Origin of the sequence: Pseudomonas atagonensis, assembly GCF_011369485.1 — a bacterium.
Classification (GTDB): Bacteria; Pseudomonadota; Gammaproteobacteria; order Pseudomonadales; family Pseudomonadaceae; genus Aquipseudomonas; species Aquipseudomonas atagonensis.
In genome coordinates this window covers 32675-57320 of record NZ_VXCA01000004.1, presented here as the reverse complement: position 1 = coordinate 57320, position 24646 = coordinate 32675, and the positions used below count along the sequence as shown (strand labels likewise).

The window sequence follows — 24646 nt, the reverse complement described above, 5'->3', positions numbered from 1 at the left end:
ATTTGCCGGAAGAAGCATATGAACCGTTACAAAATGTTGTCCAATCGCTATTTATGACCACATTATCGAAGGCATCTATCACCGGATAAAACCCTTTAAATTCGGCGAGTTGCGCAACTAAGCACGCCATAAAACGAGAAAATCATTTCATCATCGACCGCATCAATCAGCCATTCACTAAGAGTGATTGGACGCTTGCCAAAGTTGCTCATAACCTGCGTCCACTCCCTCCGTTAAGTGCGGAATTTTCACTCCTGCGAGGCTGTCATGTCAGAGCGCGTCTTGATCGATGGTTACAACCGCCGCGTCGATTACCTGCGCATGTCGGTGACCGACCGCTGCGACTTCCGCTGCGTGTATTGCATGGCCGAAGACATGCAGTTTCTGCCGCGCCAACAGGTGCTGACGCTGGAGGAGATCTTCCAATTGGCGCAGAGCTTCGTGGCGCTGGGCACTCGCAAGATCCGCCTGACTGGCGGCGAGCCGTTGATTCGCCCGGGCGTGGTCAAGCTCTGCGCGCAGATCGCCGCCCTGCCTGGCCTGCGTGAGCTGTGCCTGACCACTAACGGCTCGCAGCTCGGCAAACTCGCCGCGCCGTTGTTCGACGCCGGGGTCAAGCGCCTGAACATCAGCCTCGACAGCCTCGACCCCGAACGCTTCAAGCAACTGACCCGCACCGGCGATCTGGCGCAGGTGATCAACGGCATCGATGCCGCACGCGAGGCCGGTTTTACCCGCACTAAACTCAACTGCGTGGTGATGCAGGGCCGTAACGATCACGAGATCAATGATCTGGTGCGTTTCGCCATCGACCGCCAGCTCGACATTTCCTTCATCGAGGAAATGCCGCTGGGGATCATCAGCGAGCACAGCCGCGCGGAGTCGTTTTTTTCAAGCACCCAGGTACGCGAGAAAATCGCCGAGCGCTACACGCTGATCGACTCGGCGGAATCGACCCAAGGCCCGTCGCGCTACTGGCGACTGGCCGAAGCCCCGGACATTCGCCTGGGTTTCATCTCGCCGCACAGCCACAACTTTTGCGGCACCTGCAACCGCGTGCGGCTGACCGTCGAGGGGCGTTTGCTACTGTGTTTGGGTAACGAGCATTCGATGGACTTGAAAGCGGTACTGCGCGCCCATCCGGGGCAACCGCAACGGCTGGAGAAAGCCATCATCGAAGCGATGAAACTCAAGCCCTATCGGCACCATTTCGAGGTGAACGACGACGTTCAGGTCGTGCGCTTCATGAACATGACCGGCGGCTGATCCGCCTCCTCCATGCTTAACCGGGATCGCACAGCATGATCGTCAGACCCAAGGTCAACCAGTTCGCCATTCTCTTCACCCTCAAGGGGTCGATCGCCAAACGCATTGCCATGCGCACCTTGATGGTCACGCTGCTGGCCTCGGCCATTGTGCTGATCGAAATCCTCCACCCGAGCAACTTCACCAAGGTCAACGCCACGCCGTTCACCCTGCTCGGGTTGTCGCTGTCGATCTTCATGAATTTTCGCAACAACGCCTGTTACGACCGCTGGTACGAAGCGCGCAAGGCGTGGGGCGAAGTGATCGTGCACATTCGTTCGGTGATTCGCGAAACCCACGTCATCCGTGACTCCGTGCAGCGCAAACCGTTGTTGCTTAATCTGTGTGGGTTTGCGCACTCGCTGAATGCGCGGTTGCGCCGGGAAAACGAAGCAGCGGCGAGCCGTGTGTGGATCACTCCGCAACACGATGCACAGGTACCGGACTACAGCGGGCGCATCCTGCAGCAGGTCGGCCAGCAGTGCTCCGACCTGCATGAAAGCGGTGAACTGAGCGAGTGGCGCTACATGCTGCTGGCCAATCACCTGACCAGCCTGACCCAGGCGCAAGCCGTGTGCGAGCGCATCAAGAACACGCCGCTGCCCTTCCCTTACACCTTGCTGCTGCACCGCACGATTTATCTGTTTTGCATCCTGCTGCCGTTCGCCATGGCCGAACCGTTGGGCTGGCTGACGCCGTTGTTCACGGCGATTGTCAGCTACACCTTTTTTGGTCTGGATGCGATTGCCGATGAGCTGGAAGATCCGTTCGGCCGCGATGAAAACGACCTCGCTACCGACTCGCTGGTGCGCACCATCGAGCGCGACATCCTCAGCGAGCTGGGCGAGACAGAGCTGCCGCCGATGCTGATGCCGGTGGATTACGTGCTGAGCTGATCACAAATCCAGGGACATCGAAGTGCCCCTGTAGTAGCGGGCTTGCTCGCGAAGAGGCCGTGTCAGTCGACATTGATTTTGAATGACAGCCCGCCTTCGGGAGCAAGCCCCCTCCCACAGGTTTGGTGCCCGCGCGTCAAAAAGATCTTTGCTTTAAAAAAGTTCGCTGAAAGGAATGAAACGCAGCGAATCGCCGACGCTGTGGGTGCTGTTCTCGGGAATTTCCACCAGGCCATCGGCCCAGGTTGCACCGAGCAACACGCCGGAACTCTGATTCGGATAAAGCACCGCACGCCCTGCCTCAAGCCGTACCCGCAGGTATTCACGACGGCCGCCCGGTTTGAGCCAATCGAACCCGGCGTGCACCGCAAAGCTCAACGGGATGACGTCTTCCACGCCTTGAATGCGCAACAGATACGGCCGCGCCAGCAGTCCGAACGTCACCAGTGCCGAGGTCGGATTTCCCGGCAGACCAATCACCGGCACCGTACCGAAATGGCCCACGGTCAGCGGCTTGCCGGGTTTGATCGCGAGTTTCCACAACAACGGTTTGCCGTTGTCGCGCAGCACCTGCCCGAGACAATCGGCATCGCCGGCCGACACGCCGCCCGTGGTCAGAATCAGGTCAGCGCTGACTTGCAATTGCTCAAGCTTGAGCCGCGTCTGCGCCGGGCGATCCGGCAGAATCCCGGCATCAATCACCTCACAGCCCAACTCACTCAACCAGTGGCGGAGGAGCACCCGATTGCTGTTGTAAATGCTGCCCGGGCGCAGTGGCTGGCCCGGCTCGACCAGTTCGTCACCGGTCGACAGCAACGCCACCCGTGGCCGGCGCACCACATGCAATTGCGCCAGGCCCTGCCCCGCGGCCACGGCCAGTTCGAACGGCCCGAGGCGTTTGCCGGCGCGCAGCAGAATGTCGCCGACACGGTTCTCCTGACCTTGCGCACGGATGTTCTGTCCAGCCTTCAACGGCTGCAGGAATCGCACGCTGCCATCGTCGAGCACTTCGGTGTTCTCCTGCATCTCGACACAGGTGGCACCGGGCGGCAGTGGTGCGCCGGTAAAGATGCGCGCGCACGTGCCCGGCAACAATGTATCCGGCGCCAGTCCGGCATAAACCTTTTGCGAGACCTTCAACGGCTGGCGATGCAGGTCGGCGAGGTTCAGCGCGTAACCGTCCATGGCGCTGTTCGGCCACGGCGGCAGGTCGAGTGTCGCAACCAGATCACTGGCCAGCACTCTCCCGCGCGCCTGATCCAATGGCAACACTTCGCTGTCCGCCAGACGTTGTTCATCGGCCATGGCCAGCAACTGATCGAGTGCGTCCTCGACCGGCATCAACGGTGCCTTGCTCATCCGCGCGACTCGCAGGCTTGCACCGGTTTAAGGTGCGGGACGAAGTTGCACGGGCGATGACGGTTGTCGAGTTGCTCGGCGAGAATGCCTTCCCATGCGGTGCGGCAAGCGCCGGTCGAACCCGGCAGGCAGCACACCAGCGTGCCGTTCGACAGCCCGGCCAACGCGCGGCTCTGCACGGTGGAGGTGCCGATGTCGAGAATCGAAATCGCGCGGAACAACTCGCCGAAACCATCGATCTGTTTGTCGAGCAGACAGGCCACCGCTTCAGGCGTGCTGTCACGCCCGGTGAAGCCGGTGCCGCCAGTGATCAGCACCACTTGAATGCCATCGTCGGCAATCCAGTGGGCGACCTGCGCGCGGATCTTGTACAGATCATCCTTGAGCAGGTTGCGCTCGCTCAGGGTATGACCGGCCTCCAGCAAACGGCTGACGAGTAACTGGCCGGACGTGTCGCTCGCATAATCGCGGGTATCGCTGACCGTCAGTACGGCAATGTTCAGGGGGACAAACAGGGCATCCGCTTTGGCGCTCATGGGGCTCTCCGGCAATAATCGATCACATTGCCACGCAGCCTAAGTGCCACTTGTGAGGACTGTCTAATCACTCTGGCCAACCACTCTATCGACCTGCTCTATCGGCGCTTTCGACCTTGGCGCAAGCCCATGAAAACGGCAGCGATAGAGCGGATCGATAAGGTTTTAGAGCCTTCCGATTGGACGAATGAACACTCAAATGAGATCGTCGCACCTCGCGCTTTTCGTGCGCTGTGCGCATCCGCGTCAATACTCAATCAAAAATTCCCCATCGAGCAGGTGCCGTCGTGGACATCAAACAACTCAAGTTCCTGATCGCCCTGGACGAAACCCGGCACTTCGGCCAGGCCGCCGCGCGCTGCCACATCACTCAACCGACCCTGTCGATGCGCCTGCGCAATCTGGAAGACGAGCTGGATCTGGTGCTGGTCAATCGCGGTCAGCGCTTTGAAGGTTTTACTCAGGCTGGTGAACGGGTATTGGCCTGGGCCAGGACATTGCTGGCCGCCCACGACGGTTTGTTCGCTGAAGCGGCGGCCTGTCGCGGGCAACTGGTCGGTAGCTTGCGTCTGGGCCTGGTGCCGCTGAGCAACTTCAATCCGGTCAATTACATTCAGGGGTTGTCCGGCACCTATCCGGAGCTGAAATTCAGCCTGTCGTCACTGAGTTCCGATGAAATCATCGCAGGCCTGGGCAACAATCAACTGGATCTTGGCGTGTGTTACCTCGACCACGTCAACCCGAACTATTTCGAGTTTTTCGAGATCGGTGAAACCCGCGTCGGTCTGCTCTACGACAACCGTCACTTTCATTTCGAAGGCACGGAAATGAGCTGGGAAGACGCCGCCGAACTGCCACTGGGCATGATCACCACCGGCATGCATTACCGCAAATCCGTTGACTTGAGCTTCCGCAGTCGCGGACTCAACCCGCAGCCGATCCTGGAAAGCGATTCGACCTATCAGTTGTTGCAGGCGATTCACCAGGGCTTCTGCTGCTCGATCATGCCGCTGGACAGTGGGCTGGAAGAGCCGATTGAACACCTGTCGTTCATGCACTTGCCGGATGCCAGCGTGCTCGCACCATTGGGGCTGGTGATGCGCAAGACCGAACCGCGCTCGGCGATTGCCGAGAAGTGTTTTGCCGAGGCGCGGAAGATGTTCGGGATTGGAATCTACAGCCCGATCCAGGAGTTCACTGAATGAGCAGCACCCTCACCCACCTCGACGATCAGGGTCGCGCCAACATGGTCGACGTCAGCGACAAGGCCGCGACCCGTCGTGAAGCCACAGCACAAGCCTGGGTGCAGATGCAGCCGCAAACCCTGCAGATGATCCAGTCCAACGGCCATCCCAAGGGTGATGTGTTCGCCGTGGCGCGCATTGCCGGCATTCAGGCGGCCAAGCGCACCCACGAACTGATTCCGCTCTGCCACGCGCTACTGCTCAGCTCGATTCACGTCGAAATGAAGACTTGCGAACCGGATCGCGTACAGATCACCAGCACCTGCCGCCTCACTGGCCAGACCGGCGTTGAACTTGAAGCGCTGACCGCCGCCAGCGTCGCTGCACTGACGATCTACGACATGTGCAAAGCGGTGGATCGGGCGATCGTCATCGGCGACATCCGCCTGCTCGGCAAACAGGGCGGCCGCTCCGGACATTTCCAATGGGAGGACGCGCAATGATCCTGATCAATTACTTTGCCAGCTACCGCGACCGGCTCAATCTCGGCGGCGAAAAAATCCCGCTGAACGAGACCCTGAGCAACGTTGAAGAGGTGCGCCAGATGCTCATGGCACGCGGTGAGTTGTGGCGCGAAGTGCTGGGTGCCGGCAACCTGATGTGCGCGGTCAATCAAGAGCTGTGCCAGACGGATCAGGCCATTGAGGATTTCGACGAGATCGCGTTTTTTCCACCGGTGACCGGGGGCTGAACATGACCATTCGAGTGCAGTACAAAAGCTTCGATGTCGGCCAGTTGACCGCCGATCTGCATGCGCGCAATCCACGGGTCGGCGCGGTGGTGAATTTTATCGGTTACGTACGCGATCTGAATATTGGCCAAAGCGTGAGTGAGCTGTTTCTCGAACACTACCCGGGCATGACCGAAAAAGCCCTCGAACGGATTGCCGAAGACGCCCGCGAACGCTGGCCGTTGCTCGGCGTCGAGATTGTGCATCGGGTCGGCGCGCTGTCGGTGGCCGAACCGATTGTCTTCGTCGGCGTCAGCAGCAAACACCGGCACATGGCGTTCGAAGCCTGCGCATTCATCATGGACGTGCTCAAGACCCGCGCGCCGTTCTGGAAACGCGAAACCACCGCGCAGGGTTCGCATTGGGTCGAAGCACGCGACAGCGATCAGAATGCGGCGTTGCGCTGGAGCCTGGCGTATGCCTGAGGGTCGATAACCAGATACCACTCTTTAACAAAAGCCTGATTAGATAGCCGCTCAACCACCACTCAAATCAGGAGCCGCACTTGAGCGACGAGCCAAAGGATCTGCCCCGCCCAACAGCTGTCACCCTGCGCCAGGCTTGGCCCTTCTGGCTCAAACTCGGCTGCATCGGGTTCGGTGGCCCGGCCGGGCAGATTTCGATCATGCACCAGGAGTTGGTAGAGCGCCGTCGGTGGATCTCCGAAAAGCGTTTTCTGCACGCCCTCAACTACTGCATGTTGCTGCCCGGCCCGGAGGCGCAGCAGTTGGCGACGTACATCGGATGGCTGTTGCATCGCACCTGGGGTGGTGTGATTGCGGGCGTGTTGTTTGTGCTGCCGTCGCTGTTCATCCTGATTGCGCTGTCGTGGCTGTACGTTGCATTCGGTGACGTGCCGGCGGTGGCCGGGCTGTTTTACGGGATCAAACCGGCAGTGACGGCCATTGTCCTGCACGCCGCGCATCGCATCGGTTCGCGAGTCTTGAAAAATGGCGGGTTGTGGGCGATTGCCGGGGCTTCGTTCGTGGCGATCTTTGCTTTCAATGTGCCGTTTCCGATCATTGTGCTCGGCGCGGCGTTGATCGGTTATCTCGGCGAGCGACTAGCCCTGCAGCGTTTCAATAATGCCGCGCAGGGTAGCAGTGAACAATCTTTCGGCCCGGCGCTGATCGACGACGACACGCCGCCCCCAGAACACGCTCGATTCAGCCGGCCAAAACTGTGGTGGCTGCTGTTGATCGGCGCAGCTCTGTGGTGTTTGCCCATGGCGTTGCTGACAGCCCTGTTCGGCTGGGATGGCACCTTCACGCAAATGGCCTGGTTCTTCACCAAAGCCGCACTGCTGACCTTCGGCGGCGCTTACGCGGTGCTGCCCTACGTCTATCAGGGCGCGGTCGGGCACTACGGCTGGCTGACGCCGACACAGATGATCGACGGTCTGGCCCTGGGCGAAACCACGCCGGGGCCACTGATCATGGTGGTGGCGTTTGTCGGTTTCGTCGGCGCTTACGTGCAACCGGTGTTCGGCGCGGAGCATGCCTTTGCTGCGGGTGCACTGGCGGCGACGCTGGTGACGTGGTTCACCTTCCTGCCCTCGTTTCTTTTCATCCTGGCCGGCGGGCCGTTGGTGGAGTCGACGCACAACAAATTGAAGTTCACCGCGCCGTTGACCGCAATTACTGCAGCGGTGGTCGGGGTGATTCTCAACCTCGCGTGTTTCTTTGCTTACCACGTGTTCTGGCCGAACGGATTCGCCGGGGCGGCGGATTTTTTCTCGATAGCGCTGGCACTGGCAGCAGGTCTGGCCTTGTTCATTTTCAAGCGCGGCGTGATGACCGTGTTGATCGTTTGCGCCCTCGGTGGGCTGGGCTTTCATCTGCTGCGTTGATACCCGGCCACCGAATCTCCCGTTTACACGCCCGCGGATTCCCCCTTACTATCCGGGCACACCGGTCGGCGGGCCTTCCCGCCACCGACGTTTTCCGCCAACGGAAACACGCGTTATGAGTACGTCCTTACAACAACTAAAATCGTTGAACGTCTCCGCTGTGTGCGCCCTCTGTCACAGGGGCCGCGCATGAATCGCATCGTCAATCTCCCCATGGCCCTGCGCCGCTCCAAGCTGCGTCACTCCGCACGCCCGCCGGATATCGCCCTGCCTGTCTGATCGCGCCTGCTAAAAGAACGCGACAGTCCCCTACTCCTTGATATCCCTGCCAGGACACCCACGCCTTATTGCCGCGTCGTGTCCGGCCCGAATCTGCGCGCCTGTGCGGCGCCATCGTGAGTGATTGATTATGAAATTCGCAGCCATCGAAGACGCACGCCTGTTCCTTGAGCAAAACCCTGATATCGACATGATCGAGCTGTTCATCCTCGACGCCAACGGCGTGCCGCGCGGCAAGTTGTTGCACCGTGAAGAACTGCTCGCGGTCTACGAAAGCGGTCGACCGTTGCCGAGCACCATTCTCGGTCTGACCGTGCAAGGTGAAGACGTCGAGAACTCCGGTCTGGTCTGGGACGTCGGCGATATCGACTGCCGCGCCTACCCGCTGGAAGGCAGTCTGGTGCGCCTGCCGTGGAGGCAGATTCCGACCGCCGCGGTACAAGTCAGCATGCACCCGACCGAGGGCATGCCAGCGAGCATTGCCGACCCGCGCCATCTGCTGATCAAGATCATTGACGGGCTCAAAGCCGAGGGCTACCACCCGGTGATGGCCTGCGAACTTGAGTTCTATCTGCTCGACGCCAAACGCGATCACAACGGGCGCCCGCAGCCGGCGCTGGATGCCGACGGCGGCCGACCGCGACATACGCAGGTCTATGGTTTACGCGAGCTGGAACAGATCGAACCGTTCCTCGCCGACCTCTACAGCGCCTGCAAATTGCACGGCATTCCGGCACGCACGGCGATCTCCGAATACGCGCCGGGCCAGGTCGAAATCACCCTCGAACACGGCGACGCACTGGCGGCGATGGATCAGGCCGTACGCTACAAACGTCTGGTCAAAGCCGTGGCGCACAAGCACGGCATGCAAGCGACGTTCATGGCCAAACCGTTCGATGATCTGGCGGGCACCGGCATGCACATGCACGTCAGTCTGGCGGATGGCGAGGGACGTAATTTGTTCGCCTCGCCAGATCCGGCCGGTACACCACTGTTGCGCACGGCTATTGGCGGCATGCTCGCCTCCTTGCTCGATTCGCTGCTGTTGTTCTGCCCGAACGCCAACTCCTATCGTCGCTTTCAGGCCAACAGCTACGCGCCTCTGGCACCGACCTGGGGCGTCGACAACCGCACCGTGAGCCTGCGGGTTCCGGGCGGCCCGGCCAATACCCGACACATCGAGCACCGCATCTGTGGCGCCGATGCCAACCCGTATCTGGCGGCCGCAGCGATCCTCGCGGGCATTCATCGCGGCATTCGTGAAAATCTTGATCCGGGTGCGCCGGTCGAGGGCAACGGCTATGCGCAAGCCAAGGAATTGCTGCCGACCGACTGGTTGACGTCACTGCAGGCGCTTGAGAGTTCGGCGTGGGCACGGGATGCATTAGGGCAGGAATTTCTCGGGGTGTATCTGGCGGTGAAACGTGCCGAGTACCGGCAGTTCATGGCGGAGGTGGGCGAGCAGGATTGGCGCTGGTATCTGACCGAAGCCTGAAATTTCAAACCGCCCCTGCCCCTTTGAACTGAATATGAAATTTGTGTGGACACTGACATGACCCAACGCTGCAATTCCTACTACACCGCCACCCTCAACCAGGACACCGACTACCCGACCCTGCAAGGTCGGCACAGGGTTGACGTGGTGATCATCGGTGGCGGTTTCACTGGCGTCGCCACTGCCGTGGAGCTGGCTGAAAAAGGCCTGAAAGTCGCCATCGTCGAAAGCAATAAAATCGGCTGGGGCGCCACCGGGCGCAATGGCGGCCAGGTCACCGGCAGCCTCTCCGGCGACGGTGCGATGCGCAAGCAGATGCGCTCGAAACTAGGTGATGAAGTCGACGATTTCATCTGGCACCTGCGCTGGCGCGGGCACGAAATCATCAAGCAACGCGTGGAAAAATACGCGATCCAGTGCGACCTCAAACACGGTCACCTGCACGCGGCGTACAAACCCAGTCACATGACCGACCTGCGCAACGATTACGCAGAAGCCGTGCGCCGAGGAATGGCTGATGAAGTGAGTCTGCTCGATCGCAGTCAAGTGCGTGATCTGCTGCAAAGTGACCTCTACCACGGCGCGATCAAGAACACCCGCAACATGCATTTGCACCCGCTCAATCTGTGCATCGGCGAAGCGCGGGCGGCGCAAAGTCTTGGCGCACTGATCTTCGAAAACAGCGAAGTGCTGGAAATCATTCACGGCGCTACGCCGGGCGTGAAAACGGCCCATGGTCAGATCGACGCCAACCAGGTGATGCTCGCCGGCGACGTTTATCACAAGCTCGAACCCGGCCAGCTCAAGGGCAAGATCTTCCCGGCCATGGGCGGCATCGTCACCACGGCGCCGCTGGGTGATCTGGCAAAGCAAATCAACCCTGAAGACCTCGCCGTCTACGACTGCCGCTTCGTCCTCGACTACTACCGCCTCACCGCCGATGGTCGCCTGCTGTTCGGCGGTGGCGCCAACTACAGCGGCAAGGACTCAAGGGATATCGCCGCCGAATTACGCCCGTGCATCGAGCAAACTTTCCCGGCGCTCAAAGGCGTGAAAATCGATTTCCAGTGGAGTTGCGCGATGGGCATCGTGATCAATCGCATCCCGCAACTGGGCAAGCTGTCGGACAACGTCTGGTACTGCCAGGGCTACTCGGGTCATGGCATCGCGACCACGCACATCATGGGCGAAATCATGAGCCGCGCGATTACCGGGCAGATGGAACAGTTCGACACGTTTGCCGCGTGTCAGCACATTCGCGTACCGATGGGGGATTTGCTCGGCAACCCGTTGCTGGCGGCGGGGATGTGGTATTACCAGATGCTTGAGCGCCTTCGCTGATTGATGCACTGGATGGACCGGCCTCTTCGCGAGCAAGCCCGCTCCCACAGGTTGAATGCATTCCAATGTGGGAGCGGGCTTGCTCGCGAAGTGGCCATCACTTTCAACTGATAACTTTCAGTCTGGCAACTGCTCCACCTCGATTCCCAATCGCCGGTAGTCCTCAACACTGCCCGATGCCAGATGCCGTTCGGTAATCAGCGTGTGCACCCGTGTGCACGGCGTCACCACGAACGGCTCCACTGCCCCCAACTTATCCGCCGTAGTCACCGCGATCACCTGCGCGGCGCTTTCGAACAACGCTTGCTTCACCGGCACCTCATCGAAATGCAGCGAACTCATCCCCACCTCGGGATGAATCGCACACACCCCGGTAAACAGCACGTCAGCCTTGATGCCTTGCAGCAAACGCACGGTTTCATGACCGCTGACCGACATCGTCGCCAGATTCAGTTGTCCGCCCGCGAGTATCACCTTGATGCCCTTGTATTCAGCGAGGGTGATGGCGGTCATCGGCGAAGTGGTCACGGCGGTGAGCTTGATATTCGCCGGCAACGAACGCGCGATCTGCAGCGTGGTGGTGCCGGAATCAAACAGCACGATCTGGCCATCCTTCACCCGCCCGGCAGCAAGCTGCGCCAGGCGCGTCTTCACCTCGTCGGTTTCACTGATGCGGGTAAAATAATCCTTGCCCGAGTCCTTTGGTCGCGGCAGTGCCCCGCCGTGAACCCGTTGCACCAGCCCGGCGTGATCCAGTTCGGCGAGGTCGCGGCGAATGGTGTCTTCAGACACCGCGAAGTGCTGACTCAACTCGGAAGCCATGACCTTGCCGTCACGTTCGAGGAGCAAAAGGATTTTTTGCCGGCGCAGGGAGGGCAGTTCAGCCGCGGAATGATCGTGCATGGTTATGCCTGTTTATGCTTGTAGTTGCAGGTTTCTGCGAGACTAGCGAAAGCTTCGATCAAACACAAACGGCGGGTATCAATTGTTTCGATCATTGGAATCAACACGGCGAATTTTTTCTTTGCATCGCGCCTGTTCAGAATGGCCGCACTTCTAAAAGGCTCAGGATGAACACCTCATGAATCTCAATTTCGCTTTTGCCTGCATGATCGTCGTGTCGTTCGCGATCGCGCTGGGCCACGCCTGACAACGTCTCAGACCGACGCCAGCAACTGCTCGCGCAGCCATTTGTGCGCAGGATCGCGGTGCGAACGTTCGCCCCAGAACATCGCCATCTCGTAACCGGGTACTTGCAGCGGTGCGTCGACCACTTGCAAGGCCGGGTTGCTACGTACCAGACGTGACGGCAGCATCGCCACCAGATCGGTGCTGGCCAACACCGACATCGCCATCAGAAAGTGCGGCACCGACAACACCACTTTGCGCATCAATCCGGCCTCCGCCAACGCCCGGTCGGTCACCCCGAAAAAGCCCCCGCCCTCGCGCGACACCATCACGTGTTCCAGTGCGCAAAATTGTTTGCGCGTGGGTGCAGACTGCAATCCCGGATGCCCGATACGCCCGGCCAGCACATAACGCTCGGTGAACAGCGGTCGACGATGCAGCTCTGGCGGCGCGTCTTCACTGATGTGCAGCGCCAGATCGAACACGCCCTGCTCGGCCTGTTTGACCAAATGCGCCGGCGTCAGGTCGATCACCGCCAGCCGCGTGCCCGGCGCCTGTTCGCGCAAGCTGCTCAGGGCCGGAAGCACCACGGTCGACTCGCCGTAATCAGTCGCAGCGATGTGCCAGGTGTGCGTCGCCTGCGCCGGGTCGAACGCACTCGCTGGCGCCACCGCCCTTTCCAATGCCTCCAGCGCTTCGCGCAACGGCTCACGCAGTTCATCGGCACGCGCCGTCGGGCGCATGCCCCGCGGCCCGGGCAACAGCAGCGGATCGCCAAAGATGTCGCGCAGTTTGGCCAGATGCACACTCACCGAAGGCTGCGACAGATTCAGGCGCTGCGCCGCGCGGGTGACGTTGTGCTCAGACAGCAGCACATCAAGGGTTAGCAGCAGATTGACATCCAGCCGTCTCAAATTATTCATGGCTATACCAGACATATCAGACATTCATTTCCAATATACCGGTTGAACGCCGATCCTGCTGTCACTCAGCCAACGGAGCTTCAACATGAACGTATTACTCGTCTACGCACACCCGGAACCGACGTCCCTCAACGGCTCGCTACGCGACTTCAGCGTCCGGCGCCTGCAAGCCGCCGGTCACACCGTGCAGGTCTCCGACCTCTATGCGATGAACTGGAAAACCACCCTCGACGCCGACGACGCCCCGCAGCGCGATGCGACGAAACCGTTCCACGCCTCCCTCGACTCGAAACTCGCTTACGCCGAAGGCACCCAGGCCGCCGATATCGCACGTGAGCAAGAGAAACTGCTGTGGGCGGATGCGCTGATCCTGCAGTTTCCACTGTGGTGGTTCACCCTGCCGGCGATTCTCAAAGGCTGGGTCGATCGCGTGTACGCCTACGGTTTTGCCTACGGCGTTGGCGAGCACTCCGATAGCCGTTGGGGCGAGCGTTATGGCGAAGGGAAAATGAAAGGCAAACGGGCGATGTTGATGGTCACCACCGGGGGCTGGGAGTCGCATTACGCGCCGCGCGGGATCAACGGGCCGATGGATGATCTGCTGTTTCCGATCCAGCACGGGATTTTGTATTACCCCGGTTTTGAAGTGGTGCCGCCGTTTGTGGTGTATCGGACCAGTCGGATGGATGCGGCGCGGTATGCCGAGACTTGCGATGAGTTGGGGCGGCGGCTGGATGAGCTGTGGAGTGCGCGGCCGATCGGGTTTCGGCAGCAGAATGCCGGCGAATACGAAATCCCCGCTTTGACGTTGAAGGAAGACATCGCGCCAGGGCTTGACGGTTTTGCAGCGCATACTCTCTGAAGACTGCTGAATCTTTGTGGCGAGGGAGCCTGGTTTGCGGCTCCTTCGCATCCGAGCGGGAGCAAACTCCCACGCTACAGGGGATTTTCACATGGATGTTCACGATGACTAGCTATCCGAACCGCAGCCCGTCATGAATCTATTCCGTCGACTCAAGTCCTTGGTAAAGCGAGCAACAGTGCGCCGAAGCGGGCAGCAATCAACAAACACCGAATGGATTTCATAGTCGCCTTCCTGGTTAAAAACCGTAGTCACTCAGTGGATCAGACGCGCAGCCGGCCAATCGCCCGGCGATACTTCTCGATCCGTTCCAGATCTTCCCAACTCGGCGAAGCAATCCGCGACAAGTCACTGTTCTCTTCCAGATCCGCCAGTTTCACCACCCGACCAATCGGGTTCCGCGCCGCGCGGTCAACGAAGTCCTCGTAGGACTCGCCCGGGACTTTGGTCACCGATTCGATGGCTGACAAAACGTCTTCGCTGAAACCTTCCTTGCGCAAATCATCAAGGCTGATGCCACAGTCTTCGACTACATCGTGCAACACGGCGACGATGCGCTCTTCCAGTGTGCTCATGCGCAACATGACTTTCAGCGGATGCAGAATGTACGGCGCACCGCCCTTGTCGACCTGACCGGCGTGGGCCGTGGCGGCAATGGCGATAGCGCGTTCGAGGGTTTGAGTCATGGGAGTCTCCAGGGGTTAAACGCCGTAGCGGCCGCCGACGTGGATATTGCGTTTGAACCAGTTGCCGATGGTTTTCAACCACCCGACAGGCTGGGCGGACTCGGCATGTCGCTGCAGAATCAACGACACCAGCTTGGCTTGATCGGCCTGCGGATTGGCCTCGATCAATTGCGCCACCCAGGCACATTCGGCCTTCTTCAGGTGCTCGCGCCACTCACCGGGCCAGCCGTCCAGTTCATCCAGCGCCAGCCACCGCGCACCACCCTGCTCGACGTGCCCGCCGCCGATCGACTGCTCGAAACAGAAAGGCGTCGCCGGGCGGGACAGGTCGATGCTGAAGATGTAGATGTCTTGGGTTTTGTGCTGCGGCGTGGGGGCATTGTTGCGGCTGCCGATCTGAATCATGCGCGGTTCCGTCCGTGGGAGAGGCGTTACAACTTGTTTCGCAGTCTACGACGTGGTGCTGGTGGGGGGAACCTTTGGAGATGAGATGTGGGGAGGCAAGTGAAATGGTTCAAACCACCTTCTTTTGTGTAACATTTCCAAAACAGCGTATTTACAAGGATGTTCACCATGTCAGGAAAACCCGCTGCCCGAGTTACTGATCCAACCTCCTGCCCGCTACCTGGGCATGGAGTAAATCCAATCGCCGCCGGCTCACCCGACGTTTTTTTGACGGGTTACCTGCAGCCCGCCAGAACGATAAGAGCGCTTGTGGCAGCCCCATCGTGGGAGACGTCGCTTCCACCGTGCTCATCAACAGCTTGCCTGCCGCAACTGCGGGAAGTGTCGGAGGCCACGGCAATAAGGTAATCGCTGGCTCTTCAACTGTAATTATCGGAAATTCGCACACACCCGCAGAATTCGTCCCCCCCCTCAGCCATGCCTCTCTGGGCCATGAAGTTCGACGAAAAGTTTTGCATCGTCGGGAGTGACGGCCAGCCCCTCGCCAATGTGCCGTACCACATCAAAGACGAAGCAGGCAGAGTGTATACAGGATTCTCTGATGAATCTGGGCATACACCTCGCATCGCAACTAGCAAGCAAGAAACTCTTGAAGTTACAACCGGTGTAGCCGCGCTTGAAAAATGGGAGGACGTATGACCGAGTTCTCTTGCAAAGTGCCTACAAACAAGAAGGCAAACTCCGTTAGCAACGTACCCGGCTATTTGACGCCGGCCAACATTCATTTATTTGTTGTCGTAGATGAAATCGGCAAGGATGGATTTCTAGTCAGGAAAATTTACTCTTCGCCCGACAACCCTCATCTGATCGCAAAAAATCTTTCAGAGCTTCAGATCAAAAACGAAATCTGGCCGGAAAAATACGGAATGCGTTCTGTTGCACCGGATTCTGGCGCCACAGTTGCCCAACATGTTTACAGCAGTAGAAAGTACCCTTCAGGCTATATTTCCACGAGTTCTGAATTCCCGGATGGCTCACCAAGATTCGAAGGAAAAACTGTCTACATTGATATTGAAAAGGCTAAAGCAGCAGGCGCAAAGCTAGTATCAACTGATGAAATTCTAAAAGCCCTCGAAGACTACAAAAAACACGCACCAAAAAACGTAGCAAAAATCGATGAAATTGCTGGCTGGGTAAAGAACATCGACAAAGAAGTTTTAGTTCAAGCAGATAAAGTCCCAGCGAAGGCGATTTTCACACCTATCTCCCACAAAGTCACAAACGCCTTTATAAAAGGCGCGAGGGTGGTACGGGTATTCGGGATTGCATTCACTGCATACGATCTGAAGGTCGCGACTGAAGAGTCAATTAAACAAAACAGCATCAAGCCTATATCCGTTGAGGTTGTCAAACAGGCTGGTGGCTGGGGTGCGGCGATAGCTGGCGCCAGGATTGGCGTGGTGGTCGGAGTAGCAGTGGGAATCGAAACAGGCCCTGGCGCAGTTGTCAGCGGTGCAGTCGGGGGTATTGTATTTGGCACTGCCGGGTATTTAAGTGCTACTTGGCTAACTGAATATATGCAAGAGTGAGAGCAGCATGAGCTTTATCAAAAAAATAATGGCACTGCTGAAGCCAGAACCTAGACAAGAGCAAATTGCCGGGTACAGCAAGCAGGAGCTTAAAAGCTTATTCTCTCGGCCTTTAGCTCATACCAACTTATCCACTCAGCCTCCCACTACCTCCTTGGAAAGCGCTGATATTTGCGCATTCTTTTCGCAGTTTCTTATCACTCCAGAAGACATGGTTCAATTTGAATCACTCATTGAATCTAACTTCAGAAAAAAGGCTGAAAGAACCTTCAATGATCTTCCAGTATTTGAATACGAAAACGCACCGAGCGGAGACCGACTGGTATTCTTCGCATCGACTAGAGAGTTCAACTCCGTCACGATTCGTTTGATAACAAACAGTGTTGACTTCCTAATGATGCTTAACCGCAAAAAATTTGCGGTTCCTCCGCCATGGTTTGCTTTTGAAGGCTACGAGCCTTCTTGGTGGGGAGGGAGCATGCAAGGTGCTAAAGAATATTACGACAACAACTACTTTTTCAGCTTCTTTACTCAACTTAGTGAAACTGAAAAAAAGTCATATTATTCCAAATTTCACGCAACTAGTGAGTGGATTGAAAGACTAGAACTAATGTACGGCAATGGGTGAAGCGAAGATTCTCGCCCACAAAAAAGGGACACCGTTGGGTGTCCCTTTTTGCGTTTGGAATCAGGTCGGTGAATCAGCGCTTCATGGCTTCGCACTGGTTGCGTAGATCCGAATCATGGATGCTCGAACACGTGCTGCCGTTTTTCGCCTCGCAATAAGCGCGCTGGTCGCTGTCGTGGATGCTGGCGCAACCGGCAAATGCGTAACCGCTGAACATCAACAACATCGCAAGAATCAGTTTCATCTCACACTTCCTTGGATTTGCCGGGAAACAGCCAGGCACTGGTTGATCCGTTCGAAATGAGCGTCGCGACACGCCATCAAATTGACATCGTCTTTCAGGAAAGTTCCGGCGCGGGGCTGAGGACTGGATTTTGGGATCTGAAAACTTCGTAGGAAATCACCGCGCATGGTGAGGGAGCTTGCTCCCGATGGGATACGAAGCAGGCCGAAATTCGTCGAGTCATTTTTCCTGGCACTCCGTAGCCCTTGATTTACATCGGTTGCGCCGCCGAACGGGAGTGAACTCTCTGGCCAGACGTGGTTATTTCGCGTCCTACAGGCTGATTGCGGCGGTGGAGATCGGTGCCTAGAGTGGGTCTGTCGCTGAACGAATTTGGCGATAGGGTTTCGCAGCCCTAGCGAGCTAAGTCCACACCCGGCACAATGTGGCCCGGCAACTTGCCTGTGCTTCATTTTCATGGCGGTTGTGCGTGGGAGACCTTCGGGTCTGCCGGGTCTTAGCTCCTCGGTCTGCGAACCCGCGCATAACTGCCACCCAACTCGTTTCGCAGCGAGCGGTGATTATTAATTTCTGAGCTAAGGATTTATACCCATGACAAGTAAGTCACCGCAGTGCAACTACGCCCCAATGTCCCACCCCGCCACTGACCACCCTGTTCTGTTCATCGATGCCGACGCGCCACTGAGTGAACTCCACGCCTGCGCTAGCGAACGCTTAAGCGCAGTGCTCAAATACCTCGACCTCATGGCCTGCATCCACCTCCCCGACCACGCCGAACAAGACATCAACACAGTTACCACTACAGCCAGAATCCTGGTTCAGGACGTGCGCGATGTATTTAGAGTGATTGAACGACGCAGAGTAGCGATCACGTAATCAACTACGAAACGCATCAGTTAGATAGTTTAAAACCCAAACTTTCCCGCATAGATCCAAACCCAATATGCAGCCTACCAAAAACAATTCCGATTCAAACATCATGAATACTATTTCCTTAAATCTGGCAACCTCCATACTGACTGCGATAGTCACAGCATCCCTGGGCGCGTATTACACTGCTTCAGAATCAGCGAAAGCCAACGAACGGTCTGATCGGCAACGGTTTGTAGATGGTGCTCAACAAACTGCCCAAGAAACGACACAACTTCTTATAAAAAGCTATGAGGAGCTTCAACGTTTTAATGATGCGGCGAGAAAGTCCGAGAAAGGCTGGGATGATTTCCTGGCCTCCGAGGGTTTCACAAAATTCTCGGCCTTTGAGCAAGAATGGCACAAAAACCTTATAGCCCTTTACTTCAAAGTTAGTCGGTATTACGGAAAAGCAACAGCGCAACAACTTTTATCACTTGCAAATTTCGAACTCAACCCAACTGACAGCCAATCAAAAGAGAGTCGCGGTCAAGAAAGCAGCCTGATGCTAGCCTGGGGCGAAGCCTTTAGAGCAAATGCGTCAACCGTTATATTACAAGGGGAAGCAACAAAATTCTTCAATAACAAAAGCAGCGTATTTGATAATCTTGGCTCAGTCATGAAAGAAACTAACGAGGCAAAAACAAACTCACAGAGAGCGACTGAAATCTATGGACAGCACGTTATCAACTTTCTTGGAATACTCGACTCAAACCTGACGCAGTTAGGAGCTCTTGAAGTCAAAGTAGTCTCCACTCCCTCCACCGCAGTCGAAAAATAGCGTTCACAAGTGGACGGCGCTTCACTCGAGAAACGCCCTCCATTAAAAATACTGAATCACCTATGGCTGCACGCTAAAAATTCGCCGGCGTATTCGCACTAATAATCTCCGCCTCATCCGCCCCAATATTCCGGAACTTGTGCGGCAGCGTCGTCGGGAAGTAATACCCATCCCCCGCACTCAACACGCTCACCTGCCCGTCCACCGTCAACTCGACCGTGCCACGGGTCACCAACCCACACTCCTCACCTTCCGAGTGAACAATCGGCTCTTCCCCGGAGCTCGCGCCCGGCGCGTATTGCTCGCGCAGCAAGCGCATCTGGCGGCTGGGAACCGAGGCACCGATGAGCAGCAGGCGCAGGCCGTGGCGGCCGAGGTCGGGTTGTTCGTTGGCGCGGAAGACGTATTGGTGTTCGCGCGGGGGCTGGTCGAAGGTGAAGAAGTCGGCCAGGGACATCGGGATGCCTTCGAGCAGCTTTTTCAGTGAGCTGACGGAAGGACTGACACGATTCTGTTCGATCAGGGAGATGGTGGCATTGGTCACGCCGCTACGCCGGGCCAGCTCGCGCTGGGAGAGTTTGTAGCTTTCGCGTACTAGTTTGAGTCGAGAACCCGTATCCATGACAGCCTTATGTGAGAACGACTTAAGGGCAATGGGGGTGGGTGGCGGGTGCCGCGCAGGACGCGCGGATCACGTTGCTCCCGTGTCCCGGAACCGTGAAAGGCGGCTATTAAATCACGTTTGTTGGTGTTGCTCAGCAGGTTCGATGGACGGTGGATGAAAAGAGCCTGCCGGGGGTAATTGCGGGTCAGGCACAAGACCTGTGGGAGCGAGCTTGCTCGCGATTGGGCGGTACATTCAACATCCCTTTTGCTGATAGACCGCTTTCGCGAGCAAGCTCGCTCCCACAGGGTTTGTGCTGCTTGTCATGTGAAAAAACCGGCGGGGTCTTGGGGACCGCCGCCGGAGAGGTAACTCAGATGCCGAAGCGGTCGCGTAGCGAGTAGTACACGGCGCCCAAGGCTGTTAGCGGCGCCGAGAAGGTGCGGCCACCGATCATCGGCATGTGCGGCAGAGAAGCGAACGCGTCGAAACGTTCGGCATCGCCACGAATCATTTCCGAGATCAGTTTGCCGGCCAGGTGCGAGCAAGTGACGCCGTGGCCGCTGTAGCCTTGCATGTAGTAGGCGTTTTTCTCGATGCGGCCGAATTGCGGCATACGCGACATGGTCAGCAGGAAGTTGCCGGTCCAGCGGTAATCGATTTTGACGTCTTTGAGCTGCGGGAAGGTCTTCAGGATCTTCGGGCGGATCAGTTGTTCGATGTCATCCGGTTCGCGCGCACCGTAGACCACGCCGCCGCCGTAGAGCAGACGGTTGTCGGCGGTGAGGCGGTAGTAATCCAGCAGGTAGTTGCAGTCTTCAACGCAATAGTTGTTGGTGATCAGGCTGCGCGCCTGTTTCTCGGTCAACGGTTCGGTGACGACGATCTGCGAGCCGCACGGCATGCTTTTCGCGGTCACGCGGTTGTCCAGACCTTGCGGCAAATAAGCGTTGCCGGCGATCAGCAGATACTTGGCGCGCACCTGGCCTTTGGCGGTGCGCACGACGTTCGGCTCGCCGTATTTGATTTCCACGGCAGCGGACTGCTCGTAAATCTTGCCGCCCAGGCGCACGATGGCAGCGGCTTCACCGAGCGCCAGGTTCAGCGGGTGAACGTGACCGCCCTGCATGTCCAGCAAACCACCGACATAGGCATCGGAGCCGACTTCGCGACGGATGTCGGCAGCGTCGAGCATCTTCAGATTGCGGTTGCCGTAGCGTTCCCAACTGCGCTTCTGCTCAGCCAGTCCGTTGAGTTGTTTCTTGTTCATCGCTGCGAAAATGCCGCCCGGGCGGTAGTCGCATTTGATGTCGTATTCCTTGATGCGCGAACGGATGATGTCGGCGCCTTCGAAGATCATGCTGCCGAGAATTTCCGCGGTCTTGTCGCCGTAACGCTCTTCGATCACGTCGACGTCGCGGCTGTAGGAGTTGACCAGTTGACCGCCGTTGCGACCGCTGGCGCCGTAGCCGACTTTCGCCGCTTCGAGAACGGTCACTTTATAGCCCGCTTCAGTCAAAAACAGTGCGGAGGACAAACCGGTGTAGCCGGCGCCGATGATGCAGACATCGCACTCGACCGATTCTTCAAGAATCGGGAAGTCGATGACTTCGTTGCGGGTGGCGGCGTAGTAGCTGTTGACGTGTTGTTGCTTCATTTTATTGTTCTCCGAGGGTCGCTCATCAGAAGCGACCACCGCTGTAGAAAATCAGAGCTTGATCCAGGTCGCTTTCAGCTCGGTGTACTTGTCGAACGCGTGCAGCGATTTGTCGCGACCGTTGCCCGACTGCTTGAAGCCACCGAACGGCGCGGTCATGTCGCCACCGTCGTACTGGTTGACCCAGACGCTGCCGGCGCGCAGGCCACGAGCGAAGGTGTGGGCCTTGCTCAGGTTGCTGGTCCAGACCCCGGCGGCGAGGCCGAAGATGCTGTCGTTGGCGATCTGCAGCGCTTCTCCAACGGTGTCGAAGGTGATCAGCGACAGCACCGGGCCGAAGATCTCTTCCTTGGCGATGGTCATGGCGTTGGTCACGCCGTCGAAAATCGTCGGCTCGATGTAGGTGCCGCCGGTTTCTTCGAGAGTGCGGTGTCCGCCGGCGATCAGCTCGGCGCCCTGCTCCCGACCGATGCTGATGTAGCGCAGCACGTTGTCCAGTTGACGCTGATCGACCACGGCGCCGACGGTGGTCGCCGGATCCAGGGCGTGCCCCGGTTTCCACGCTTGCAGCGCTTCCACCAGCAGCGGGATGAATTGCTCGCGGATCGAACGCTCCACCAGCAGGCGCGAGCCGGCAGTGCAAACTTCACCCTGGTTGAACGCAATGGCGCCGGCCGCCGCTTGTGCTGCCGCGCGCAAGTCCGGTGCGTCGGCAAACACCACGTTCGGGCTCTTGCCCCCTGCTTCGAGCCAGACGCGTTTCATGTTGCTTTGGCCGGCATAAATCATCAGTTGTTTGGCAATCGCCGTGGAGCCAGTAAAGGCCAGCACGTCGACGTCCATGTGCAGCGCCAGCGCCTTGCCGACGGTGTGGCCGAAGCCTGGCAGGACGTTGAACACGCCTTTCGGAATCCCGGCATCCAGCGCCAGTTGTGCGATGCGGATCGCGGTCAGCGGGGATTTTTCCGAAGGTTTGAGGATGAACGAGTTACCTGCCGCCAGCGCCGGGGCGAATTTCCAGCTGGCCATGATCAGCGGGAAGTTCCACGGCACGATCGCAGCAACAACGCCGGACGGCTCGCGGGTGACCAGACCGAGTTGATCGTGCGGGGTGGCGGCGACTTCGTCGTAGATCTTGTCGATGGCTTCGGCGCTCCAGCGGATCGCGTTGGCGGTCGCCGGGATGTCGATGCTCATCGAGTCGCTGATCGGTTTGCCCATGTCGAGGGTTTCGAGCAGCGCCAGTTCTTCCTGGTGTTGCAGGATCAGGTCGGCAAAGCGGATCAGGATGCGCTTGCGCTCGGCCGGGGCCTTGTTCGCCCAGATGCCGGACTCGAACGATTGGCGTGCGACTTCGACGGCGAGGTTGGCGTCGGCTTCATCGGTGCTGGCCACGGAGGCGAGGAAACGGCCATCGACGGGGCTCAGGCATTCGAAGGTTTCGCCACTGATCGCCGGGCGATATTCGCCGTTGATGAAGGCGCGGGATTCGATGGTCAGGGACTGGAAGCGTTGTTCCCAGTCGTTGCGTGTCGTTGTCATTGTTGTGGCTCGACAAGGGGGAATTTGGGGGTGTCGGGTTGCTGTTTCTGGCTTGAGATGGCTGCCCTCACCCTAGCCCTCTCCCGGGGGGAGAGGGGACCGATTGGGGGAAGCTCAGAATCTCCGCCGACCTGAAACATCTTTGCCGAATCCATAATCAACTGGATCGTTCAGGTCGCCGGATATCCACAAACAACTCGGTCAGTCCCCTCTCCCTCCGGGAGAGGGTTAGGGTGAGGGGCTCTTCAGCTTTTTAGGGCCCAAGCCAATCACACCGTATGCAGATACCAGTTGTACTCAAGGTCAGAGATCGAGTTTTCGAACTCGGCCAGCTCGCTTTCCTTGCACGCGACGAATACGTCGATGTACATCGGGTCGATGTAGCGGGCCATGACTTCGCTGTCGTCCAGCTCACGCAATGCATCGCGCAGGTTGTTCGGCAGGCTCTGCTCGTTCTGCTCGTAGCTGTTGCCTTCCACCGGGGCGCCCGGCTCGATCTGGTTGGTCAGACCGTGGTGAATACCGGCCAGCACCGAAGCCATCAGCAGGTACGGGTTGGCGTCGGCACCGGCAACGCGATGCTCGATGCGCACGGCATCCGGCGAACCGGTCGGCACACGCACGGCCACGGTGCGGTTGTCGATGCCCCAGCTCGGCGAGTTCGGCACATAGAACTGCGCGCCGAAGCGGCGGTACGAGTTGACGTTCGGGCAGAGGAAGGCCATTTGCGCCGGCAGGGTCTCCAGCACACCGCCGATCGCGTGACGCAGCGCGGCGTTCTGCTCGGGATCCTCGCTGGCGAAGATGTTGTTGCCTTCTTTGTCCAGAATCGAAATGTGCACGTGAAGACCGTTGCCCGCCTGGCCCGGATACGGCTTGGCCATGAAGGTGGTGTCCATTTCATGGTCGTAGGCGATGTTCTTCACCAGACGCTTGAGCAGGACGGCGTAGTCGCACGCCTTGATCGGGTCGGACACGTGATGCAGGTTGACTTCGAATTGTGCCGGGGCGCTTTCCTTGACGATGGCGTCGGCAGGAATGCCCTGCTCTTTCGCGCCTTCGAGGATGTCTTGCAGGCAGTCGACGTATTCGTCGAGGTCGTCGATCAGGTACACCTGAGTCGATACCGGACGCTTGCCGGACACCGGCGAACGTGGCGACTGTGGGCGGCCGTTCACGTTGTCCTGGTCGATCAGGTAGAACTCGAGTTCGAACGCGGCGCAGATGGTCAGGCCCAGTTCGTCGAACTTGCGCACGACGTTGGCCAGCACTTCACGTGGGTCAGCGAAGAACGGCTCGCCTTCGATTTCGTGCATGGTCATCAGAAGCTGTGCGGTTGGGCGCTTCTGCCACGGCTCGATGCTGAGGGTGCCCGGGATCGGGTAGCAGATGCGGTCAGCGTCGCCGATGTCCAGACCCAGGCCGGTGCTTTCCACCGTGGAGCCATTGATGTCGAGGGCGAAGAGCGAGGCCGGCAGGTTGATGCCTTTCTCGTAGACCTTGTGAAGACTGGTGCGCTCGATGCGCTTGCCGCGCACCACACCGTTCATGTCTGCAATCAGAAGGTCGACGTACAAAACCTCAGGATGTTTCTTAAGGAATGCGTTTGCTTCGTTGAGTTGAACGGCACGCAGAGGGACCGACATGATGCACC

General features: G+C 58.4%; 25 protein-coding genes and 1 pseudogene. 15 read left to right on the top strand and 11 right to left on the bottom strand.

Features of this window, described 5'->3' with window-relative positions; genetic code table 11:
• The first annotated feature begins 267 nt into the window (after positions 1–267).
• Entirely contained in the window at positions 268–1266 is a 999-nt protein-coding gene (gene moaA / locus F2P67_RS03050; protein WP_166217128.1) for a GTP 3',8-cyclase MoaA, read from the top strand.
• 35 nt (positions 1267–1301) lie between these two features.
• On the top strand, positions 1302–2201 hold the full coding sequence (locus F2P67_RS03045) for a bestrophin family protein (RefSeq protein ID WP_166217126.1): 900 nt from the start codon (positions 1302–1304) through the stop codon (positions 2199–2201).
• Between the two features lie 153 nt (positions 2202–2354).
• Here the strand turns inward: F2P67_RS03045 and F2P67_RS03040 are convergent, their stop codons facing one another.
• Positions 2355–3560, bottom strand: coding sequence for a molybdopterin molybdotransferase MoeA (locus F2P67_RS03040; RefSeq protein WP_166217124.1), 1206 nt, complete (start codon positions 3558–3560; stop codon positions 2355–2357).
• On the bottom strand, positions 3557–4096 hold the full coding sequence (gene moaB, locus F2P67_RS03035; RefSeq protein WP_166217122.1) for a molybdenum cofactor biosynthesis protein B: 540 nt from the start codon (positions 4094–4096) through the stop codon (positions 3557–3559). Before moaB ends, F2P67_RS03040 begins: the two co-directional genes overlap by 4 nt.
• 287 nt (positions 4097–4383) lie before the next feature.
• On the opposite strand from moaB, the gene F2P67_RS03030 reads away from it, so the two are divergent.
• The 7 genes from F2P67_RS03030 (at position 4384) to F2P67_RS03000 (ending at position 11034) form a co-directional block, all read left to right on the top strand.
• Complete coding sequence (locus F2P67_RS03030; RefSeq protein WP_166217120.1) at positions 4384–5301, top strand: LysR substrate-binding domain-containing protein; 918 nt, start codon at positions 4384–4386, stop codon at positions 5299–5301.
• Positions 5298–5783: a cyclic pyranopterin monophosphate synthase MoaC gene (gene moaC, locus F2P67_RS03025; RefSeq protein ID WP_166217118.1), complete on the top strand. Its 486-nt coding sequence runs from the start codon at positions 5298–5300 to the stop codon at positions 5781–5783. Before F2P67_RS03030 ends, moaC begins: the two co-directional genes overlap by 4 nt.
• On the top strand, positions 5780–6031 hold the full coding sequence (gene moaD / locus F2P67_RS03020; RefSeq protein ID WP_166217116.1) for a molybdopterin converting factor subunit 1: 252 nt from the start codon (positions 5780–5782) through the stop codon (positions 6029–6031). The genes moaC and moaD overlap by 4 nt, the downstream gene beginning before the upstream one ends.
• A gap of 2 nt (positions 6032–6033) precedes the next feature.
• Positions 6034–6495, top strand: coding sequence for a molybdopterin synthase catalytic subunit MoaE (gene moaE / locus F2P67_RS03015; RefSeq protein WP_166217114.1), 462 nt, complete (start codon positions 6034–6036; stop codon positions 6493–6495).
• Between the two features lie 80 nt (positions 6496–6575).
• A complete protein-coding gene (gene chrA / locus F2P67_RS03010) occupies positions 6576–7919 on the top strand; it encodes a chromate efflux transporter (protein ID WP_166217112.1) in 1344 nt (447 codons plus the stop codon).
• A 409-nt stretch (positions 7920–8328) separates the two neighbouring features.
• Entirely contained in the window at positions 8329–9693 is a 1365-nt protein-coding gene (locus tag F2P67_RS03005; RefSeq protein WP_166217110.1) for a glutamine synthetase family protein, read from the top strand.
• 57 nt (positions 9694–9750) lie between these two features.
• The gene (locus F2P67_RS03000; protein WP_166217108.1) at positions 9751–11034 is read left to right on the top strand and encodes an NAD(P)/FAD-dependent oxidoreductase; all 1284 of its coding nucleotides are present in this window, start codon (positions 9751–9753) and stop codon (positions 11032–11034) included.
• Between the two features lie 117 nt (positions 11035–11151).
• On the opposite strand, the gene F2P67_RS02995 is transcribed toward F2P67_RS03000, so the two are convergent.
• Positions 11152–11937 carry a DeoR/GlpR family DNA-binding transcription regulator gene (locus F2P67_RS02995; protein WP_166217106.1) on the bottom strand — a complete coding sequence of 262 codons (786 nt, stop codon included), beginning with the start codon at positions 11935–11937 and terminating at the stop codon, positions 11152–11154.
• A 254-nt stretch (positions 11938–12191) separates the two neighbouring features.
• Complete coding sequence (locus tag F2P67_RS02990; protein WP_218583166.1) at positions 12192–13085, bottom strand: LysR family transcriptional regulator; 894 nt, start codon at positions 13083–13085, stop codon at positions 12192–12194.
• 85 nt (positions 13086–13170) lie between these two features.
• Between F2P67_RS02990 and F2P67_RS02985 the strand changes: the two genes are divergently transcribed.
• The gene (locus F2P67_RS02985; RefSeq protein ID WP_166217102.1) at positions 13171–13947 is read left to right on the top strand and encodes an NAD(P)H-dependent oxidoreductase; all 777 of its coding nucleotides are present in this window, start codon (positions 13171–13173) and stop codon (positions 13945–13947) included.
• A 263-nt stretch (positions 13948–14210) separates the two neighbouring features.
• Here the strand turns inward: F2P67_RS02985 and F2P67_RS02980 are convergent, their stop codons facing one another.
• Positions 14211–14633: an HD domain-containing protein gene (locus tag F2P67_RS02980; RefSeq protein WP_166217100.1), complete on the bottom strand. Its 423-nt coding sequence runs from the start codon at positions 14631–14633 to the stop codon at positions 14211–14213.
• Positions 14634–14648: 15 nt separating this feature from the next.
• The gene (locus F2P67_RS02975; RefSeq protein WP_166217098.1) at positions 14649–15038 is read right to left on the bottom strand and encodes a hypothetical protein; all 390 of its coding nucleotides are present in this window, start codon (positions 15036–15038) and stop codon (positions 14649–14651) included.
• Positions 15039–15206: 168 nt separating this feature from the next.
• Here F2P67_RS02975 and F2P67_RS02970 point away from each other — a divergent pair.
• The 3 genes and pseudogenes from F2P67_RS02970 (at position 15207) to F2P67_RS02960 (ending at position 17255) form a co-directional block, all read left to right on the top strand.
• Positions 15207–15737 (top strand): annotated as a pseudogene (locus F2P67_RS02970) (PAAR domain-containing protein).
• Positions 15734–16627: a glycine zipper family protein gene (locus tag F2P67_RS02965; protein ID WP_166217096.1), complete on the top strand. Its 894-nt coding sequence runs from the start codon at positions 15734–15736 to the stop codon at positions 16625–16627. Before F2P67_RS02970 ends, F2P67_RS02965 begins: the two are co-directional and overlap by 4 nt.
• Positions 16628–16634: 7 nt before the next feature.
• Positions 16635–17255, top strand: coding sequence for a hypothetical protein (locus F2P67_RS02960; protein WP_166217094.1), 621 nt, complete (start codon positions 16635–16637; stop codon positions 17253–17255).
• A 73-nt stretch (positions 17256–17328) separates the two neighbouring features.
• On the opposite strand, the gene F2P67_RS02955 is transcribed toward F2P67_RS02960, so the two are convergent.
• Positions 17329–17499, bottom strand: a complete 171-nt coding sequence (locus F2P67_RS02955) for a hypothetical protein (RefSeq protein WP_166217092.1) — start codon at positions 17497–17499, stop codon at positions 17329–17331.
• 591 nt (positions 17500–18090) lie between these two features.
• Here F2P67_RS02955 and F2P67_RS27700 point away from each other — a divergent pair.
• Positions 18091–18375, top strand: coding sequence for a fructose-bisphosphate aldolase (locus F2P67_RS27700; protein WP_246226458.1), 285 nt, complete (start codon positions 18091–18093; stop codon positions 18373–18375).
• A gap of 103 nt (positions 18376–18478) precedes the next feature.
• On the top strand, positions 18479–19189 hold the full coding sequence (locus tag F2P67_RS02950; protein ID WP_166217090.1) for a hypothetical protein: 711 nt from the start codon (positions 18479–18481) through the stop codon (positions 19187–19189).
• Between the two features lie 73 nt (positions 19190–19262).
• Here F2P67_RS02950 and F2P67_RS02945 read toward each other — a convergent pair whose 3' ends face one another.
• The 4 genes from F2P67_RS02945 to F2P67_RS02930 form a co-directional block, all read right to left on the bottom strand.
• Positions 19263–19811, bottom strand: coding sequence for a cupin domain-containing protein (locus F2P67_RS02945; RefSeq protein WP_007957093.1), 549 nt, complete (start codon positions 19809–19811; stop codon positions 19263–19265).
• A gap of 355 nt (positions 19812–20166) precedes the next feature.
• Positions 20167–21450, bottom strand: a complete 1284-nt coding sequence (locus F2P67_RS02940; protein WP_166217088.1) for an NAD(P)/FAD-dependent oxidoreductase — start codon at positions 21448–21450, stop codon at positions 20167–20169.
• Positions 21451–21501: 51 nt separating this feature from the next.
• Positions 21502–22992, bottom strand: a complete 1491-nt coding sequence (locus F2P67_RS02935) for an aldehyde dehydrogenase (protein WP_166217086.1) — start codon at positions 22990–22992, stop codon at positions 21502–21504.
• A 269-nt stretch (positions 22993–23261) separates the two neighbouring features.
• Complete coding sequence (locus F2P67_RS02930; RefSeq protein WP_166217084.1) at positions 23262–24638, bottom strand: glutamine synthetase family protein; 1377 nt, start codon at positions 24636–24638, stop codon at positions 23262–23264.
• Positions 24639–24646: the final 8 nt, after the last annotated feature.

Bases quoted from the DNA above. Each gene is read 5' to 3' on its own strand.
- moaA (WP_166217128.1), top strand. From the start codon at position 268: ATGTCAGAGCGCGTCTTGATCGATGGTTACAACCGCCGCGTCGATTAC.
- F2P67_RS03045 (WP_166217126.1), top strand. From the start codon at position 1,302: ATGATCGTCAGACCCAAGGTCAACCAGTTCGCCATTCTCTTCACCCTC.
- F2P67_RS03040 (WP_166217124.1), bottom strand. From the start codon at position 3,560: ATGAGCAAGGCACCGTTGATGCCGGTCGAGGACGCACTCGATCAGTTG.
- moaB (WP_166217122.1), bottom strand. From the start codon at position 4,096: ATGAGCGCCAAAGCGGATGCCCTGTTTGTCCCCCTGAACATTGCCGTA.
- moaC (WP_166217118.1), top strand. From the start codon at position 5,298: ATGAGCAGCACCCTCACCCACCTCGACGATCAGGGTCGCGCCAACATG.
- moaD (WP_166217116.1), top strand. From the start codon at position 5,780: ATGATCCTGATCAATTACTTTGCCAGCTACCGCGACCGGCTCAATCTC.
- moaE (WP_166217114.1), top strand. From the start codon at position 6,034: ATGACCATTCGAGTGCAGTACAAAAGCTTCGATGTCGGCCAGTTGACC.
- F2P67_RS03005 (WP_166217110.1), top strand. From the start codon at position 8,329: ATGAAATTCGCAGCCATCGAAGACGCACGCCTGTTCCTTGAGCAAAAC.
- F2P67_RS03000 (WP_166217108.1), top strand. From the start codon at position 9,751: ATGACCCAACGCTGCAATTCCTACTACACCGCCACCCTCAACCAGGAC.
- F2P67_RS02995 (WP_166217106.1), bottom strand. From the start codon at position 11,937: ATGCACGATCATTCCGCGGCTGAACTGCCCTCCCTGCGCCGGCAAAAA.
- F2P67_RS02990 (WP_218583166.1), bottom strand. From the start codon at position 13,085: ATGAATAATTTGAGACGGCTGGATGTCAATCTGCTGCTAACCCTTGAT.
- F2P67_RS02985 (WP_166217102.1), top strand. From the start codon at position 13,171: ATGAACGTATTACTCGTCTACGCACACCCGGAACCGACGTCCCTCAAC.
- F2P67_RS02980 (WP_166217100.1), bottom strand. From the start codon at position 14,633: ATGACTCAAACCCTCGAACGCGCTATCGCCATTGCCGCCACGGCCCAC.
- F2P67_RS02975 (WP_166217098.1), bottom strand. From the start codon at position 15,038: ATGATTCAGATCGGCAGCCGCAACAATGCCCCCACGCCGCAGCACAAA.
- F2P67_RS02965 (WP_166217096.1), top strand. From the start codon at position 15,734: ATGACCGAGTTCTCTTGCAAAGTGCCTACAAACAAGAAGGCAAACTCC.
- F2P67_RS02960 (WP_166217094.1), top strand. From the start codon at position 16,635: ATGAGCTTTATCAAAAAAATAATGGCACTGCTGAAGCCAGAACCTAGA.
- F2P67_RS02955 (WP_166217092.1), bottom strand. From the start codon at position 17,499: ATGAAACTGATTCTTGCGATGTTGTTGATGTTCAGCGGTTACGCATTT.
- F2P67_RS27700 (WP_246226458.1), top strand. From the start codon at position 18,091: ATGACAAGTAAGTCACCGCAGTGCAACTACGCCCCAATGTCCCACCCC.
- F2P67_RS02950 (WP_166217090.1), top strand. From the start codon at position 18,479: ATGAATACTATTTCCTTAAATCTGGCAACCTCCATACTGACTGCGATA.
- F2P67_RS02945 (WP_007957093.1), bottom strand. From the start codon at position 19,811: ATGGATACGGGTTCTCGACTCAAACTAGTACGCGAAAGCTACAAACTC.
- F2P67_RS02940 (WP_166217088.1), bottom strand. From the start codon at position 21,450: ATGAAGCAACAACACGTCAACAGCTACTACGCCGCCACCCGCAACGAA.
- F2P67_RS02935 (WP_166217086.1), bottom strand. From the start codon at position 22,992: ATGACAACGACACGCAACGACTGGGAACAACGCTTCCAGTCCCTGACC.
- F2P67_RS02930 (WP_166217084.1), bottom strand. From the start codon at position 24,638: ATGTCGGTCCCTCTGCGTGCCGTTCAACTCAACGAAGCAAACGCATTC.